The organism is Hoylesella nanceiensis DSM 19126 = JCM 15639, assembly GCF_000379965.1.
In the GTDB taxonomy this organism is placed as follows: domain Bacteria; phylum Bacteroidota; class Bacteroidia; order Bacteroidales; family Bacteroidaceae; genus Prevotella; species Prevotella nanceiensis.
This window is the reverse complement of sequence record NZ_KB904335.1, coordinates 35,582-52,573: the sequence shown is the minus strand read 5'-3', so window position 1 is coordinate 52,573 and position 16,992 is coordinate 35,582. Positions and strand designations below refer to the sequence as shown.

At 40.1% G+C, this 16,992-nt stretch carries 13 protein-coding genes and 4 tRNA genes; 2 read left to right on the top strand and 15 right to left on the bottom strand.

The window, feature by feature from the left end:
• Positions 1-21: 21 nt before the first annotated feature.
• The 9 genes from tuf to A3GM_RS0110610 form a co-directional block, all read right to left on the bottom strand.
• Positions 22-1,212 carry an elongation factor Tu gene (gene tuf, locus A3GM_RS0110650; protein ID WP_018363345.1) on the bottom strand — a complete coding sequence of 397 codons (1,191 nt, stop codon included), beginning with the start codon at positions 1,210-1,212 and terminating at the stop codon, positions 22-24.
• An 86-nt stretch (positions 1,213-1,298) separates the two neighbouring features.
• Positions 1,299-1,370 (bottom strand) — tRNA-Thr (locus tag A3GM_RS0110645).
• A 5-nt stretch (positions 1,371-1,375) separates the two neighbouring features.
• A tRNA-Gly gene (locus tag A3GM_RS0110640) sits at positions 1,376-1,448 on the bottom strand.
• Between the two features lie 17 nt (positions 1,449-1,465).
• Positions 1,466-1,548: transfer RNA gene (locus A3GM_RS0110635), tRNA-Tyr, on the bottom strand.
• A 31-nt stretch (positions 1,549-1,579) separates the two neighbouring features.
• Positions 1,580-1,653: transfer RNA gene (locus A3GM_RS0110630), tRNA-Thr, on the bottom strand.
• Positions 1,654-1,754: 101 nt separating this feature from the next.
• Complete coding sequence (gene hpf, locus A3GM_RS0110625) at positions 1,755-2,054, bottom strand: ribosome hibernation-promoting factor, HPF/YfiA family (protein ID WP_018363344.1); 300 nt, start codon at positions 2,052-2,054, stop codon at positions 1,755-1,757.
• Between the two features lie 16 nt (positions 2,055-2,070).
• Positions 2,071-2,964 (bottom strand): site-specific tyrosine recombinase/integron integrase, encoded by an 894-nt coding sequence (xerA, locus tag A3GM_RS0110620; protein ID WP_018363343.1) that lies wholly within the window; start codon positions 2,962-2,964, stop codon positions 2,071-2,073.
• A gap of 81 nt (positions 2,965-3,045) precedes the next feature.
• Positions 3,046-3,237 (bottom strand): 30S ribosomal protein S21, encoded by a 192-nt coding sequence (gene rpsU, locus A3GM_RS0110615; RefSeq protein WP_009228641.1) that lies wholly within the window; start codon positions 3,235-3,237, stop codon positions 3,046-3,048.
• Between the two features lie 593 nt (positions 3,238-3,830).
• A complete protein-coding gene (locus A3GM_RS0110610; RefSeq protein WP_018363342.1) occupies positions 3,831-4,823 on the bottom strand; it encodes a malate dehydrogenase in 993 nt (330 codons plus the stop codon).
• 274 nt (positions 4,824-5,097) lie between these two features.
• Here A3GM_RS0110610 and A3GM_RS0110605 point away from each other — a divergent pair, with 274 nt between their 5' ends.
• A complete protein-coding gene (locus A3GM_RS0110605) occupies positions 5,098-6,894 on the top strand; it encodes an aminopeptidase P family protein (RefSeq protein ID WP_018363341.1) in 1,797 nt (598 codons plus the stop codon).
• A 93-nt stretch (positions 6,895-6,987) separates the two neighbouring features.
• The gene (priA, locus tag A3GM_RS0110600; RefSeq protein WP_025830191.1) at positions 6,988-9,258 is read left to right on the top strand and encodes a replication restart helicase PriA; all 2,271 of its coding nucleotides are present in this window, start codon (positions 6,988-6,990) and stop codon (positions 9,256-9,258) included.
• Between the two features lie 252 nt (positions 9,259-9,510).
• Here the strand turns inward: priA and A3GM_RS0110595 are convergent, their stop codons facing one another.
• The 6 genes from A3GM_RS0110595 to porK all read right to left on the bottom strand — a co-directional run bounded on the left by A3GM_RS0110595 (position 9,511) and on the right by porK (position 16,992).
• Complete coding sequence (locus tag A3GM_RS0110595) at positions 9,511-11,052, bottom strand: membrane protein (RefSeq protein ID WP_018363339.1); 1,542 nt, start codon at positions 11,050-11,052, stop codon at positions 9,511-9,513.
• 382 nt (positions 11,053-11,434) lie between these two features.
• A complete protein-coding gene (locus A3GM_RS0110590) occupies positions 11,435-12,049 on the bottom strand; it encodes a porin family protein (RefSeq protein WP_018363338.1) in 615 nt (204 codons plus the stop codon).
• Between the two features lie 48 nt (positions 12,050-12,097).
• Positions 12,098-13,153: a type IX secretion system ring subunit PorN/GldN gene (porN, locus tag A3GM_RS0110585; RefSeq protein ID WP_025830193.1), complete on the bottom strand. Its 1,056-nt coding sequence runs from the start codon at positions 13,151-13,153 to the stop codon at positions 12,098-12,100.
• Positions 13,154-13,188: 35 nt separating this feature from the next.
• Entirely contained in the window at positions 13,189-14,739 is a 1,551-nt protein-coding gene (porM, locus tag A3GM_RS0110580) for a type IX secretion system motor protein PorM/GldM (RefSeq protein WP_025830194.1), read from the bottom strand.
• Positions 14,740-14,774: 35 nt separating this feature from the next.
• On the bottom strand, positions 14,775-15,539 hold the full coding sequence (porL, locus tag A3GM_RS0110575; protein ID WP_018363335.1) for a type IX secretion system motor protein PorL/GldL: 765 nt from the start codon (positions 15,537-15,539) through the stop codon (positions 14,775-14,777).
• A 1-nt stretch (position 15,540) separates the two neighbouring features.
• Entirely contained in the window at positions 15,541-16,992 is a 1,452-nt protein-coding gene (gene porK, locus A3GM_RS0110570; protein WP_018363334.1) for a T9SS ring complex lipoprotein PorK/GldK, read from the bottom strand.

Here is a 16,992-nt window from a genome sequence, read left to right as displayed (position 1 = left end):
AATATCTATAATCCTCTAGTATTAGTCTTCAAGGATTTGTGTAATCTGACCAGAACCTACTGTACGTCCACCTTCACGGATAGCGAAACGAAGACCTACGTTCAATGCTACAGCATAGATAAGTTCTACAGTGATTTCGACGTTATCACCAGGCATAACCATTTCTACGCCTTCTGGCAATGTGATTTCACCTGTACAGTCCATAGTACGTAAGTAGAATTGAGGACGGTATTTGTTACCGAATGGAGTGTGACGTCCACCTTCTTCTTTCTTCAATACGTAAACTGAAGCCTTAAATTTCTTGTGAGGTTTAATCTGACCTGGGTGACAAAGAACCATACCACGTTTGATTTCGTTCTTATCGATACCACGAAGCAACAAACCTACGTTATCACCAGCAACACCTTCATCAAGAAGCTTGCGGAACATTTCAACGCCTGTTACAACGCATTTCTTATCTTCACCAAGACCTAGAAGCTCAACTTCATCACCTACTTTAACACGACCAGTTTCAATACGACCAGTAGCAACAGTACCACGACCTGTGATTGAGAACACATCTTCGATAGGCATCAAGAATGGTTTATCCATATCACGTGGAGGTTCTTGGATCCATGTATCAACAGTATCCATCAACTCCATGATCTTCTCAACCCACTTATCAACACCGTTCAAACCACCTAGAGCAGAACCACGAACGATAGGAGTATCTTCTTCATATTCGTATTGTTCAAGAATTTCATGAACTTCCATTTCAACTAGGTCTAGCATTTCTGCATCATCAACCATGTCGCACTTGTTCAAGAAAACAACCAAACGAGGAACGTTTACCTGACGAGCAAGAAGAACGTGCTCACGAGTTTGAGGCATAGGACCATCAGTTGCAGCTACAACAAGAATAGCACCATCCATCTGAGCAGCACCAGTTACCATGTTTTTCACATAGTCAGCGTGTCCAGGACAGTCAACGTGTGCATAGTGACGATTAGCTGTTTCATACTCAATGTGAGCAGAGTTAATAGTAATACCACGTTCTTTTTCTTCTGGAGCATTGTCAATTTGATCAAATGATCTAGCTTCTTCAGAACCGAAACCTTTTTCGTGCAACACCTTAGAGATGGCTGCAGTCAAAGTAGTTTTACCGTGGTCTACGTGACCAATTGTACCAACGTTAACGTGCGGTTTGGTACGCTCGAATTTCTCTTTAGCCATAGCTTAATTTTCTTTTTATTATGTAATTGAATAATCTATTATTATTGTTTTTCTTCTGTCTCTCCACAAAAGAAGTTAAGAAGTAGAGCTGTAACTGAGAGTTGAACTCAGGACCTCTTCCTTACCAAGGAAGTGCTCTACCACTGAGCTATTACAGCATAAGAGCGGAAAACGGGGCTCAAACCCGCGACCCCCAGCTTGGAAGGCTAGTGCTCTATCAACTGAGCTATTTCCGCAATTAATTATACTGAAGTGGGTAGTGATGGATTCGAACCACCGAAGTCGAAAGACAGCAGATTTACAGTCTGCCCCATTTGGCCACTCTGGTAACTACCCTATTCGTTTACTTTGCGTTTAGTAAATTTTGAGCCTCTTGTCGGATTCGAACCAACGACCCCGAGATTACAAATCACGTGCTCTGGCCAACTGAGCTAAAGAGGCAAATCTTTGCAGCCGCTAGGCAGCTTATTTACTACTCACTGTAAAACGTCTGCAAAGGTATAACTTTATTTTTAATCTCCAAAACTTTTCGGAGTTTTTTTTTATTTATTTCTTGTTTTTTCCTTGTATTTGGTCAACTTCACCTTCAAAGCATCTACACATTGATCAATTCCTTCCTCAAATGTGTCGCAAGTTTTTGCCACATAAATAGCCTCCCCGGGCACATTTACACTAAGACTTGTTTCTTTATTTAATGCTGTTGCAGGCTTTACAACCTTTAATTGCACCTCTACTTTCGTTATATCTTCAAAAGATTTTTCTAATTTTGACACTTTCTTTTCAATGAAAGCTTCCAATTTTTCAGTAGCATCAAAATGAATTGATTTAATTCTAATTTCCATAATTCGTTCCTTTCTTTTATTTTTTAAGGCCGGCTCTAGGGTGAGCCTTACTATAAACTCTTTTCAAATGCTCGAAAGTTGTATGAGTGTAAACTTCAGTTGCCTTTAAACTTTCATGACCTAACAAATGCCTTACGCTTTCAATATCGGCGTCATTATTAAGCATTGCGGTTGCAAAAGTGTGGCGAAGGACATGTGGAGAACGTTTTTTTAAGGTTGAAACCTGAGAGAGATAATATTCTACCCTTCGACGAATAGTCGTTGATAGCATTCGATAACCTTTATTTGACACAAACAAGGCGTCATCTACTATATTTTCTCTTTCACCTCTTATTATTATATAGGCACGCAGTTCCAAGTCAAGTTTTTCACCAAAGGGAATAATTCGTTGTTTATTACGCTTTCCCGTTACCTTAATCTGACGCTGTACAAAGTCGATATCACTACAATTCAGTGCAGTTAATTCCGACAAACGTACGCCTGTTTCATAAAAGAGTGCGATAATTGCTCTATCACGAATGCTTTCGAAGTCATCTCCTTGCAGCACATCATCTAAAAGTCGTTCCATTTCAACTTCTTTCAGAAACTGCGGCAATAGTTTTTGCTTCTTTGGTCCTGTGATATTCTTTGCTGGATCTTTCTCGAATGCAAGACGTAATCTTGCAAAACGATAAAAGGAACGCAATGCACTCAACCGTCGATTGATTGTAGTGGCAGTGTTTCCTTTATCCATCATACTCTCCATCCAAGAACGAATATCATTAGCTGTTATCGTCTCCCAAGAGAGCTGACTATCTAAATTTGTAAAATACGATTGAAAAGCTTTTAAGTCTTCCGAATAGCTCTCTACTGTAAGTAAAGATCTCCGTTTCTCGTATTTAAGATAGTTCAAGAATTCGTCAATTATCATATATTCCACCACGCATCATTCTGATGTTTCACTTGCGAATATACGGAATTTTATTGAAACTACCAAAAATGTACTACGTTTTTATTCTTCGTTTGCACGTAGTTTTTGTACATAGACAGCGTGTTCCATTCTAAGACGCTTCAAAACAGAAGGCTTGTTATATTGTTGACGCATGCGCAACTCTTTAACAACTCCGGTTTTTTCAAATTTTCTCTTGAACTTCTTCAAAGCTCTTTCGATGTTCTCGCCATCTTTAACTGGTACAATAATCATGTTTTAGTTTTAAATTTTTAAATAGTTAAACTTATACACATAAGGACATAGTTTCCCCATTATGCGTCTGCAAAATTACATTATATTTATTATTCCCACAACTTTTCATGTGATTTTTTCTCATAAAGGGCTTATTTTTAGGATTTTATTCATTTTGGCTGTATTGTTTTAAACCTTTCAAAATGTTCTTTTAATCATTTGCATAATCCCTTCTTTCTCCCTTCTTTAAAGACTAAAATGATGCTTTTAGAGAACGAAAACAGATCTTTTGGATGATCAAAGCAAAAGGAATTACCTACAAAAATATCTTACTTTTCAAAAGGAAGGATTCCTTTTAAGCCCAACCAACATCAATCTTCTACTTACAAACGCATCAGCTGTCAACATTTTCTACCCCATGCCTATCGCTCAAAGACAATAGTTCTTTCGTTTTAGCAACGCCTTTCCCTCACAAAAGAACACAAAAAGGTGCATCTCCCATTGGAGATACACCTTCTATTATTGAAAAATCGATGATTTTACATTTTTCTCGAGACCCCTCTCACAAGTTTTCCTTGCAAAACAACAGGCCTCTAATCGCTCACCTATTTATATTATAGGTTTGGATTGATTTTATTCCACTCAGAGATAGCTGGAACAATGTTCAATGTTACCAACTCATCACGCATCTTGCACAAGTGTTCGTAGCTAGCATCAAGCTTAGCAAGCTCTTCTTCTGTACCTTGTGGCATTGTGTAGTGAGCACCAGTTGTGTCAAGAGTTGTATCCATAGCCATCATGATGTGGTTGTATTTGTCTGTAGAAACGTATGTTCCAACAGGGAAACGGAATGCTTCACCACCCATAACCGAGCGAATCATTTCTACTGAAAGGTAAGCAGGGCTTTGGAAAGAAGAGCGTCCACGCAATTCAATAATCTTAGCACCACCTTGTGTAACAGCAGTCTTCATTGCTTCCCATTCTTCTGTTGGGAATTCAGGAGTACCGATAATGTCAGTTAGTTTCTTACCTGCAACAGTTACTTTAGAACCGAACACTGCCATTTGTTCACCGTGACCACCGTATGTTGCACAGTCTTTAATCTCTGTTTGCATCACGTTAAACTTCTTAGCAAGAGCGCTTTGAAGACGTGTTGTATCAAGAGCAGCAAGTGTAGTTACTTGAGATGGTTTCAAACCTGAATAAAGAAGAGTTACCAAACCTGTTAAGTCTGCAGGGTTAAAGATAATAACTACGTGCTTAACATCAGGACAATATTCTTTAATATTCTTACCTAATCCTTCTGCAATTTCGCAGTTTCCTTTCAAAAGGTCCTCACGAGTCATACCTGCTTTACGTGGAGCACCACCTGAAGAAATGATGTATTTAGCATTAGTGAATGCTTCTTTTACATCAGTTGTTGCAGTGATCTTTACGTCATCGAAACCACTTTGACGCATTTCTTCTGCTACACCTTCTGGTGAGAATACATCATAAAGACAGATTTCGCTTGTCAAACGCATTGTTAATGCAGTTTGAACCATGTTTGAACCGATCATGCCAGCTGCGCCAACAATGACTAATTTTTCGTTTGTTAAAAAACTCATAGCTTTATAATTTATGTTTATTTGAATTTTAAATTCACCTTTTCTGTGGCAAAGTTAGTAAAAAATCGCTTACTCTCAGCATTTATTTGAGCATTATTATCGCTTGATTTCTTAAAAACATATAAACTTTTCGTTTCTCTTCTCTTAATTATATACCTTAGTATGAAATATTGAACAACCTCCTCTTTGTTTGCTTTTGTGTTTCTTCTGCACCCAAACCAAGAGCCAGGTCGTAATAAATAGAATCATTTTACCTTTTATAATTGATATAGATATGAACGAAACGATATTGAATCGAATTGAAAATCTCCGCCAAGTGATGCAAAAAGAGCATCTTTCGGCATTCATCATACCCAGTAGCGACGCCCATAACAGCGAGTATATCCCCAACTTTTGGAAGTGCAGAGAATGGATTTCGGGCTTCGATGGCTCGGCAGGTACTGTAGTAATTACCCTAAACGAGGCAGCATTATGGACCGACTCACGCTATTTCATCGCAGCAGAAGAACAGCTAAAGGGCACCAATATTGTTTTAATGAAAGACGGATTGGCGTCTACTCCATCGATAAGTGAATGGCTTGGAGACGTTCTTTCTAATGTTCATAGCCCCGAAGTAGGCATCAACGGCACCACCTCTTGCAACAATGAGGTAGAAGAATTGAAACGCAGCTTACAGCAAAAAGGCGGCATTACCTTGCGCACCAACTTCGATCCTTTCAACATCATATGGACCGATCGTCCTTCTCTCCCCACCGAAGAGATCTTTATTCATTCGCTCAAATATGCAGGAATTGATTGCAAAACAAAAATCAATCATCTTCAACAATATCTTAAAGATAACGGACGAGACGGCATATTGGTATCGCAACTCGATTCTATTGCGTGGCTGTTAAACCTTCGTGGCAACGACATTCCATGCAATCCCGTTTTCGTTGCCTATCTGTTGGTAACACAAAACCGCACCACCCTATATATAAATAGGTGTAAACTCAATAACGAAGTATTGGCATATCTCAACGAAAAGCATATCGAAACAAAAGAGTATAATGATATTTTACCCGATCTTTCAAACTACTCTGAATACAACTTGCAACTCGATGGCAACGAAATTAGCTACACTTTGTATCACGCTGCATCAAAAACAAAGGTTGTCAACCAGCCTTCTCCCATTCAAAGTATGAAGGCTATCAAGAACGAAACCGAGGTAAACGGCTTCAGAAATGCTTTAAAACGAGATGGAGTTGCATTGGTTAAATTCCTTATTTGGTTAGAAAAAGCCGTACCCAAAGGAGGCGAAACTGAGCTTTCTATTGCACACAAATTAGAACAATTCCGAAGCGAACAGCCTTTATACAAGGGCATTTCATTCGACACCATCGCAGCTTATCAAGCACATGGAGCCATCGTTCACTATGAACCTACAGAAGAAACAAATGTAGAACTCAAGCCCGAAGGTTTCTTGTTGCTAGACAGTGGTGCTCAATATCTCGACGGAACGACAGACATCACCCGCACCATTCCTCTCGGAGAGCTCACCAACGAGCAGAAACACGTCTATACATTGGTATTGAAAGCCCACATCAGTTTGGCGCAAACGATATTCCCTGAGGGAACAAATGGAACGCAGTTGGATATCATGGCTCGTGAACCTTTGTGGAAAGAAGGCCTTAACTTTGGACATGGAACAGGTCATGGGGTGGGCTCTTTCTTAAATGTTCACGAAGGACCACAGCAAATTCGCATGCAATATCGCCCTGCTCCTTTCTTCGAAAACACCACCATCACCAACGAACCTGGCATCTATCTTCAAGATAAATTTGGTGTTCGCATCGAAAACATCATGTTGGCAACGCTCTATATGCATTCCGACTTTGGCAGATTCTTACAATTCGAATCACTCACATTGTGCCCCATTCAAACAGAGCCCATCAAGATTCAACTTCTAACGAACGAAGAATTAGAGTGGTTGAACAATTATCACAAGAAAGTGTTCCAACTTCTTTCTCCCCTATTAGAGCCTCAAGAGGTTGAATGGTTGAAAGAAAAAACAGCTCCACTCACACGTTCTTAAATCGATAGTATATAAAGCTTTTGCAAACTATTTTTTTGATAGTTCCATTGCAAAAGCTTTACTATTTCATGCAATTGAATTATCTTTGTGGTAATGATTTATATAGATGTAATCCTTCCCTTACCCCTCGAAGGTTTGTTTACCTATTCTGTTCACGCTAATGATGCACGCAAAGCTGTTGTGGGCAAGCGTGTTGTTGTGCCCTTAGGACGCTCGAAAACCTACACCGGAATTATCGAACGAGTGCACAGCACGAAGCCTTCTTTCGAGACTAAAGATGCTATCGACTTCCCCGATGCACTGCCTGTGGTACTCGAAAAGCAGTTGGATTTGTGGAAATGGATTGCACATTATTATATGACTCCATTAGGAGATGTTTACAAAGCGGCTGTTCCTGCAGGGTTAAAAGCCGAAGAAGGCTACCGACCTCGCACCGAAACATACGTTCAACTCCACCCTTCTTATCAGTCGAAAGATGGATTAGCTCGTGCTCTATCATTGGTTAAGCGAGCTAACAAACAACTACAAATGTTAGAATGTTATCTTGCTATTTCGCATTGGGACGATGTTTTGCAGGGAGATAGCCAACAAGAACTATGCGACATCACTCGAGTTGAATTGATGAACGTAAGCAATGGCAACGCTGCAGCATTACAAGGACTCACGGGTAAGGGCATTTTAACAACCTATGAGCAAGAAGTTACCCGTCTAAACACGGCCAACAACGAGCAAACTATTAGAACAAAGGTGCTTTCTGCAGCTCAACAAGATGCTTATAACAGTATTTTAATGCAATGGATGAAGCGAGACATCGTGCTATTGCATGGTGTTACATCGAGCGGAAAGACCGAAGTGTATATCCATCTCATTCAAAATGCACTCGAAAAGCATCAACAGGTGCTTTATATCCTACCCGAAATTGCGCTAACGGTGCAGATAACACAACGCTTACAACGCATTTTTGGCAATCAACTGGGCATTTACCACTCTAAATACAACGATGCAGAGCGTGTAGAGATATGGAAAAAGCAACTCTCTGACAATCCTTATAAGGTGATATTGGGCGTTCGAAGCTCGGTATTCCTACCCTTTCAAAACCTTGGTTTGATTATTATCGACGAGGAACACGAAACCTCTTTCAAGCAACAAGACCCTGCTCCACGCTATCACGCCCGCTCTGTTGCAGTGATGTTAGCAAAGATGTACAATGCAAAAACTTTACTCGGAACTGCCACTCCTTCAATGGAAAGTTACTATAATGCCAGCCAAGGCAAATATGGTTTGGTGGAATTAACTACCCGATTCAAAGACATTGCCTTACCCAAGATCGAGATTATCGATGTGAAGGACTTGAGAAGACGAAAAATTATGAAAGGTATCTTCTCTCAACAACTCGTAGATGCGGTGCAAGAAGCCATCGACGAGGGCAAGCAGGCTATCCTTTTCCAAAACAGAAGGGGATTTGCTCCAATGCTCGAGTGTAAGGAATGTGGCTGGGTTCCTAAGTGTCAAAACTGCGATGTGTCGCTCACTATCCACAAAAACATGAACCATTTGAGTTGTCATTATTGTGGATTCACTTATCTCATACCCTCTTCTTGCCCTAAATGCGGCTGCACTGAGTTGCGAAGTAAGGGCTATGGCACCGAAAAGATTGAAGAACTGGTGAGCGAAACCTTTCAAGGTGCCCGCATTTCTCGTATGGACTTAGACACTACTCGCACCAAAAACGCCTACGAACGCATCATTAACGATTTCTCTCAAGGACGCACCAATATCCTTATAGGTACGCAAATGGTTACTAAGGGATTAGACTTCGACAAGGTGAAGGTGGTGGGTATCATCGATGCTGATAGCATATTGAACTATCCCGACTTTCGTTCTTACGAATATGCGTTTATGATGATGGGGCAAGTAGCAGGCAGAGCAGGACGCAAAGGCGAACAAGGAAGGGTGATTTTGCAAACAAAAAATGCCGATATGCCCATCATCTCGCAAATCGCTAACAACGACTTTAAAACCTTTTATAACGATACGTTGGAAGAAAGAATGATGTTTAAATATCCTCCTTTCTATCGACTTATTTACATATACATTAAACACAAGCACGAAAAGGTGGCTGAAGGGGCTGCAAATGTGTTGGCAGGACGACTTAGAAGTTGGTTTGGAGATCGTTTATTAGGTCCCGACCGCCCTTCGGTTGCACGAGTAAAAGACTTGCATATACGCAAGTTGATGCTTAAACTTGAACTGGGTTTAAATGGAAACGACGTGCGACAATACCTCAGAATGGCACAAGCTGAATTGCTAAACAATAAACCTTATGCGGCAATTCAAATCTATTACGACATCGACCCGATGTAGTTTCTCCCCCAACAAATGAACAACAACAAAATAAAACAATAAAAAAGGTCGGATACTTTCACAAGCTTCCGACCTTACAATCTTTATATTACTATTGATTATTTAAAACAGCTCTTTCTTAATAATGTATGTTTCTAATAGACTAAATGAAGTAATCACTAGGTAATAAAAGCAAAAACTATTTACTTAGGATTAATTGTTTTTACACATTTATTCAAAGTCTATTGTTATATTATTTTCTTATTCTATAGCTTAGAATGTGATATCGAGTCCCACACCAAATGCTTTATTGGTACGAGTAAACTCATCTGTGTTCACAACTTGTGCAGCTCCAAGAGTTGCTTCTGTTGTTTTATTGAACTTTTCGTAGTTTGTCCAGAAATAAGCTACATTGACATGCATATTCTTTGCCACTTGGAATTTAGCACCAAAGCCAATAGAATAGCTACTTGTTACAAAGCTCATATCGTTCAAGTAAGCACCATTTCCAAGACCATAGCGTGTTAATTGAGTTCCAGCACTAACCAAAATCTTGTCGGTTACGTCCCACTCTGCACCAAAAAGGAACTCGTTGGTATCGCTCTTCAATAGCTTTTGTTTGTCATTAGCCATCTTTGCGCTCTTGTCAAAGTAGTGATGCCAACCAGTCATAACACGCACCTCTGGTGTAATTTCATATTGAGCACCAAGTGTTAGCAATGCAGGAATATCGTTAGGGGTATTCACTCCGTGCTTGAACATACCTGTATCATCTCGTTTGGTGTCGTTTTGTATGTTGAGATGTGTATTGAATTCTAATTTAGAAGCTAAGTTCCACTTGCCCAATTTCACATCAACACCAATAATAGGAGTCACTCCCCAACCTGTTTGTGTTGATTCCAAATGCTTATCTTGCACTTCACCTTGTTGCTTTCTCATTGCATTTGCACCTGCTTCTGCTTGGGCTGCGCCTGCTGTTAGCTTTGCAATTGTTGTAGGATCGGTAATGGTTTGTGCTTGAGCACGCAATGCTTTTGCTTGTGTTTCCAAAGCATTTGCTGTGGTACCGAAATACTCATGGAGTGGATAATTAGTGCCATTGATGTTAGCAGAGATGTTAGTGATGCTACCTTCGTATTTATTCCATACATAGTTCACACGCACACCACCATAAACTGCTACATTTTCGTTGATCTTATAAGCAGCTCCGAGTTGCATACCGAAGATATATTGACGACCACTTAAATAGCTATCAAAGCTATATCCTGGTGTTGTTGAACCTAAGTTCTTGCTATAAAGCAATGCAGGAATCATTGAGATAGGACGTTCGAAAGAACCTAATCCATCATTAAAGCTGGCTTTACCGCCACCACCAACAAGACCAAAGCCTGCTTGGAAGCTCCATTTATCGGTGTTATATGCTGCTTGGAATGAAGGAAGAATGGGCACTGAAGCCTTTCCTACATATTCTTTTCTACCTTGTGCATCACCTCCATTGAGTTTGAAAGGTTGATAAAAAGGTGTTTGTTGCAATGCAGCCTCGTTCAATGCTCCGAGTTGTTTTACAGTCATTCCACTCAAAATACTACGTGTTTGATACACGTTTTGGAAGTTAAGCGATAAGTGGAATCCCTTATTTAAAAACATTACACCTGCAGGGTTTGAGTAAACACCATCAATTCCGATAGTTGCCTCACGTGCAAAGTTTCGATTAAAAGCAATGTTTTGATTGGTATTGGTGAGCAATCCACCAGCTAACGCACTTGTTGAAACAGTTGTTGCAACTGCCAACATGGTCAATTTAGTTCTTATCATCTTAAAATAATGTAATTAAATTCTTTGCAAAGGTAATTTAATTGTTTTATTTTTCCGTATTTCTACATTGTTGTTTGATATTTATTAACAGTTAAAGCATAAATGAAGTAGGTAGAGATAAGAAATAAGGTAGTATTTCATTCTAAAATAAAAGCAATGAGTTTACATTGCAATAACATTGCTTTTAAGGTGTAATAGCATTGAGATTAGGGCGCAATAGCAGTGCTTTTACTACGTTATGTCGTGATGATAGACGGACAAGGCGTTTGAACATTGTACAAAAGAAAGGCAATAACCTCAATAAGATTATTGCCTTTATGGTTTTAAAGAGCCAACTTTGTGCTCTTTGTTATATGCTTTAAAGTTGTGCTATGCCTCTTCTTTAGAAGAAATAAGTAGCACCTACTTGCCAAGAACTGTTGCGACCTTTCACAACACTCTGTACTCCTTGCTCGAGAGTAAGCTCTCCAGTCTTGCCACAAGCAACGTTATAGCTAGCTGTTACTTGTAGATGTTCAAAAAGAGTTGCACCTACTCCTAAGTTAATACTAAAGTTTGAGTTGCTGAATTTCCAGTCTGCTACATCTTGAATGATGGTCTTTGACTTATCACCTACGTTGAAACCGAACTGCGGACCAGCAAAACCAAAAACGTTTGCAAAGCTTCCTAGACCTGCACTATAACGAAAGTTGATTGGCAACACAATTTGACTTTGAACCAATTTGGTTGTTCCGTCGAAGCGATTACCTATTATTTTAACTTCTCTTTGGTCGTAAAGTAGAGATGCGTCCATACCTACTCCAACGATTGGAAGAGTGAATTTAGCAGTAGGACCAATGAAGAATCCTGTTTTATTAGATGCAGAAAATAATTCACTATTTAGTTTCATGCTACTAACATTCAAGCCTCCTTTAACACCAAAGGTAACTTGTGCATTAGCATTTGTAGAGAATAGTGCCATAAAAGCTACTAATCCTAATAACAAAATCTTTTTCATAGTTGTTTAATTTATAAGTTATACAAAGAGTTATATAGGAATATCACTTTATGAAGGGTCTACAAGATGGCGTTCACGGCGCACACTTACTCTTGCAGAACCACTGCTACGAGGAGTTGACATGGTTGCTCTTCGGTTTTTCTTTACCTCTGTTTGCTCTGTCACTTCACCACTTCTGCGGTTGGTTCTCTTCTTTATCTTAGGCTGATCTTTTGCAATTTTAGCAATACTATCGAGCGAATCTTTCTTAGCTGCATCACCCCACATATTCTTTTCGAATGCTGCAATCTCTCTTTCAATACGTTTTTGCTCTTTAGCAACAGCCGAATCGTTTGGACAATATTGTGCAATGGTGAGTCCTTGCATGTTGTTTGTTTTGTAAATCTTGCCCTTATACATATTCTTTGTAAAGTAATCGTCTACCGACATCACTGCAGCATTGTTCAAGTTGCTTGTCATAATGGTCTGTTTCGATAGGAATGGCGCCAAATCATCATACTTAACCCAGAACAAAGGATAAGGAGTTGCAGCATCACCGAAGTCGTCTTCACGTTTCATAATAGGACATAAAGCCAACACTTTGGTGTGGAATGTGGCAGTAGACTGATCATAATAAGAGCTTTCTTTGATGTAATAGCCTTTTACTTCCTTTGAAGGAATATCGCTATCGTCTATTCTTATGCCCTTACCTGTACGCTCATAATAGATGTGATAGTTATCAAGAAAAGCCAAAGGCTTTATTCTTGCGCTATCAGTGAAATGCTCGTTGCCATCTAAACGATATTCATAAGCCTTTACGTTGCCTGTCATCATCAACTTAAAGATATATGTAAAGAGGTTCATTTGGGTGCCAATGGGCTCTGTTGGATAGTATAATCCAGCATTAGCATCGTCCATCAAGTTCAACTCTCGATAGATATCACGACGCCAAACCACATCTTCGGGCAGGCTTTCTGTCACTGGAAAGGACAAACGAGCACGTGTTGTAATGTTATTTGCATTAGCTCTTTTAGATTGTTCTTGCTGTGCTCGTCGTGCAGGAGCTTGCGCAAATGCCGATGAGGTGAAAACAATTGCAAAGAGAAATAGAAACACTTTCTTCATCATATTTATTTTTTCTAGTCTACAACTATATATTATTATCTTACAATTACCTCCATTGATGCAGGTAGTTTGCGGCTTATTCCGTCAGGACCAACGGCTGTTATGCGAGAAATATAAAAGCGTTTGTTGCGTGATAGCTTTCTAAACTCGTCTCGTTGGCGTGCTGAAAAGTGGCCACCATCAGAGGTCATAGGCACCGCATTACCCATATTATCAAAGAAAACGGTTTCGAATGAGGTGACATTAAACTTGATATCTAATAGTCCATCGTCTATTGCTGCACTCAAATTGTTCACTCCTAACAATGCACCTTTAGCGATTGCGCCTCCTTTAAAGCGGTCGGTTCCAAGCGAGATGTAGGCAATTGGATCGGGAAGCTTACGCACTTGGAAGGTATATTTACCCACTTGGCGCACTCCGTTCTCTCCTTTTGCAGCCACATTGATGGTTACATTGCTACCAACAGCGGCGGGTTTAGCTATGAACTTGCCCATACCTACAGAGCGAAAAGCTCCTCCTGTCATCGAAGCAGTAACGGCTTGGAGTGAAACTCCAGGTATACTGATGCTTATTGGATTATCAAATCCTGCGTAAAGCACGTTCATTAAGTCTGCAGAAACGGTAGCTGAGGGCGCAACAACATTGTATTTCTGTGTAAAGTCACGACGAATAATACTGCCATTACCATCTTTCATGGTGATATAACCACTGAAAGAGTGTTCTCCAACACCTCCTGCTGCGAACTCATAGATATTGTTTTTCAATGCAACTTTTCTGCCTCCGATATATATTTCGGGCTGTTGTGTGGTGTCAACTGCCGCCATTACGATGCGAGAAACAAATCTATCACCTGTCATAACGGTTCTACTCTCGGGAATAACGAATGCAGTTAGCTTGTTCACTCTGATATCTTTGACATCAACATTTGCCACTAAAGAATGTAATACGGTTCCTTCTGCATGGCGAACATCGCTTTGTAGCTTCGATAAAAGGGTGACTGCAGCCGCAACGGGCATGCCTTCGAACATATATTCTTGCCAGTTTTTACCCAGAGAGCGGGCATTCTTTGGTACAATGGTAGAGAGGTTGCTTTCTATTATCGCCTTTTCATCGGCATTATTCACCATCGATACGATTCGGGTTCGATAGCTATTAATGGCGTTGAACAATGCTTTTCCCTTGCCAGAGCCTGGTGCAAGCATTACATGAGCAGCCGATTCAAGGTCTTCTTTATTCTTTATTGCATCTAAAGAGCCGTCTTTTCCGTCGGCTTCTTTCACGATAGCGACTTTCAATTCTTGTGCAAAATTATACAATGAATCGCTCATCTGCTTTACACTTGTAGCCTTATCAAACCATGCCTTCACCTTTTCGGGGTTCGATTGCAATTGTTTTGCGAAACTATCGTATATCGAACTGTTCTCTTTTGTTGCGTTCTCTGTGGTTCTATTCAAGCTTTCTTCTACCACAGAAAAGCCCTCTAACACCTCAGTTGATACGTTGAGGGCTAGCATTGCCATTAAAACGACATACAAAAGATTGATCATCTTCTGGCGAGGAGATACTGGTCTTTTCTTTATTGCCATACCTATTATATAAATAGTGTTTATGTATTGCGATGTTATTCAATTGTAGGTGCGCCAGAAGCACGCATATTAACAGTCATGGCCTCAATCATTCTTGTATATATTTTGTTGAGTTGTTCTATCTGACTTGCCATCTTTGCGCTTTGTTCATTGATGTCATCGATTGTCGACATCTGCTTACTTGCACTCTTTAATTGCATCTCATACACCTTAGTAATACCCGTAATAGTGCGATTTAGATTATCTATTTCTTCACTATCTCGTGCCAATCTCTCGCTTTGAGCAGATACTTTAGATAGTATTTCACTTAAGTTATTCAACTCAGTAACATATCTTTGTTGTGCATCTAATAGCTCTGGAGTTTGTGTTTGCTGTTGTTCTGTCCAAGAGATGGTTTGCTCTGACACTGCAGGAGCAACGCTTTGAGGAGCCACAAAAGCTACATTTTGAGATGCAAAGCCTGCATTTGCAGTGTGAACTGTTGTATTTACAGGTTTACTTGCATTTTGTTCTGCTGGCACTTCCTCATCTAAATCAGGGTGAGTAGGTAGTTCTAAGCCATCAGCTGTTTTGTCGAAAGGACGGTCGAACGCTGAAATAAAGAACACACAAACCTCTGTTCCCATACCAATAAAGAGCATAATGTTAGCTCCTGGCAAGTGAGTTAGCTTGAAAAGAGTACCTAAGATAACGATAGCAGCACCCCAACTATAAGCATAGTTCAAGAAAGTTTGGCCTGGAACGCTATCTATCCACTTTTGCAAACGATAAACAATGTTGTATTTACTATATTCAGTCATATTACTTTTTATTCTTTTTTTGTTTCACACTTGTGGTATTTGCTAAGCTTCTTACACATCTAAAGCCAATGTAAGAGCGTGGTTGATTTTGGTATTCCCATGTTCTCCATGCGCTTCTTATATACGATTCGGGATCTTTCCACGATCCTCCTCTAACGCTTTTCTTCTTTAGTTTGTATGGATCTTCTTTGGCTGCGTTATACGATAGCTGTGGATTTAGATCGTTCATAGCATCTACTCCCGCCTCAGTATAGATGGTTCCAGTCCATTCGGCCACGTTACCTGCCATGTCATAGAGCCCATTTGAGTTCGCAGAATATATGCCCGTGCGACTTGTTATCAAGTTTCCGTCTTTCGTATAGTTACCTCTATCGGGCTTAAAGTTAGCATAGAAGCAGCCATTTCCACTCTTTACGTTCTCGTTTTCCCATGGAAATTCACCTCCACTCTTTCCTCTTGCAGCATATTCCCATTCTGCTTCGGTTGGAAGTCGATAGCGTTGAACATATCTTGCCTCTGCTCCTAACCCCTTTAAGAGGTAATCTGTGCGCCAAGCACAATAGGCATTAGCCTGTTCCCATGTAACTCCTACCACTGGATAGTCGTTATATGCGGGGTTACTGAAATAGTTTCTGAGGTACACTTCGTTGTCTGAATTGCGGAAATCGTTTACCCAACAGGTTGTATCGGGATAAACATTCACAATGTAAGTGTTTAAGAAGTCCCACTCACTTGTTAGCTCTCGGTTGATGGTTTCACTGATAATACGACCTTCGTCATCAACATAAGCAGTATCTTTAGATATCATTACGGTTTCAACAGGAGCACCTTCGTTGTCGGTATTCAAATCTCTTTCACTTGGATTGAATCGGTTACGACGCAAAGCAGCTGTGGTGTAATCGTATATTTGATATCTATAATTCAACTGACGATAATCTAAAAGCTTCTCACCTGTAACGGGATTGGTTTTATAAAGACTTTCAAAAGCACGCTTTTCGTCTTCGTTTGGCTTACGAGGAAGTGGCTTTTTCCAGTTAATACGTGGCGAAATGGGGTTACCTTCTTTGTCTTCTGTAATCAAATAGGTTTCATCTCCACCATAAGCAGGATCTGCAAGGCGAGTTCTTAGAATACTATCACGAACCCACATCACAAATTGTTTATATTTAGAGTTGCTCACTTCTGTTTCATCCATCCAGAAACCATCTACTGATATGTCTTTAACTGGAGTTTTCATGCCCCACAATGAGTCTTGTTTATCAATACCCATGTGAAGGTAGCCACGTGATATTTTAGTCATACCATAAGGCGTTGGCTCGCTAAAAGGGCGACCACTCACTCCAACAACCTCACCACCTCGCTTCGAATTTGTGGTGGCATTCTTACTACCAAAGCAGCTACTAAGAGCTATGGCTGCAATAAATGTCCAAAGGAATGTTACTTGTTTTCTCAT

Coding starts and splice junctions, on each gene's coding strand:
- priA (WP_025830191.1), top strand. CDS start 6,988: ATGATTTATATAGATGTAATCCTTCCCTTACCCCTCGAAGGTTTGTTT.
- A3GM_RS0110595 (WP_018363339.1), bottom strand. CDS start 11,052: ATGATAAGAACTAAATTGACCATGTTGGCAGTTGCAACAACTGTTTCA.
- tuf (WP_018363345.1), bottom strand. CDS start 1,212: ATGGCTAAAGAGAAATTCGAGCGTACCAAACCGCACGTTAACGTTGGT.
- xerA (WP_018363343.1), bottom strand. CDS start 2,964: ATGATAATTGACGAATTCTTGAACTATCTTAAATACGAGAAACGGAGA.
- rpsU (WP_009228641.1), bottom strand. CDS start 3,237: ATGATTATTGTACCAGTTAAAGATGGCGAGAACATCGAAAGAGCTTTG.
- porK (WP_018363334.1), bottom strand. CDS start 16,992: ATGAGAAAACAAGTAACATTCCTTTGGACATTTATTGCAGCCATAGCT.
- hpf (WP_018363344.1), bottom strand. CDS start 2,054: ATGGAAATTAGAATTAAATCAATTCATTTTGATGCTACTGAAAAATTG.
- porM (WP_025830194.1), bottom strand. CDS start 14,739: ATGGCAATAAAGAAAAGACCAGTATCTCCTCGCCAGAAGATGATCAAT.
- A3GM_RS0110590 (WP_018363338.1), bottom strand. CDS start 12,049: ATGAAAAAGATTTTGTTATTAGGATTAGTAGCTTTTATGGCACTATTC.
- porL (WP_018363335.1), bottom strand. CDS start 15,539: ATGACTGAATATAGTAAATACAACATTGTTTATCGTTTGCAAAAGTGG.
- A3GM_RS0110610 (WP_018363342.1), bottom strand. CDS start 4,823: ATGAGTTTTTTAACAAACGAAAAATTAGTCATTGTTGGCGCAGCTGGC.
- porN (WP_025830193.1), bottom strand. CDS start 13,153: ATGAAGAAAGTGTTTCTATTTCTCTTTGCAATTGTTTTCACCTCATCG.
- A3GM_RS0110605 (WP_018363341.1), top strand. CDS start 5,098: ATGAACGAAACGATATTGAATCGAATTGAAAATCTCCGCCAAGTGATG.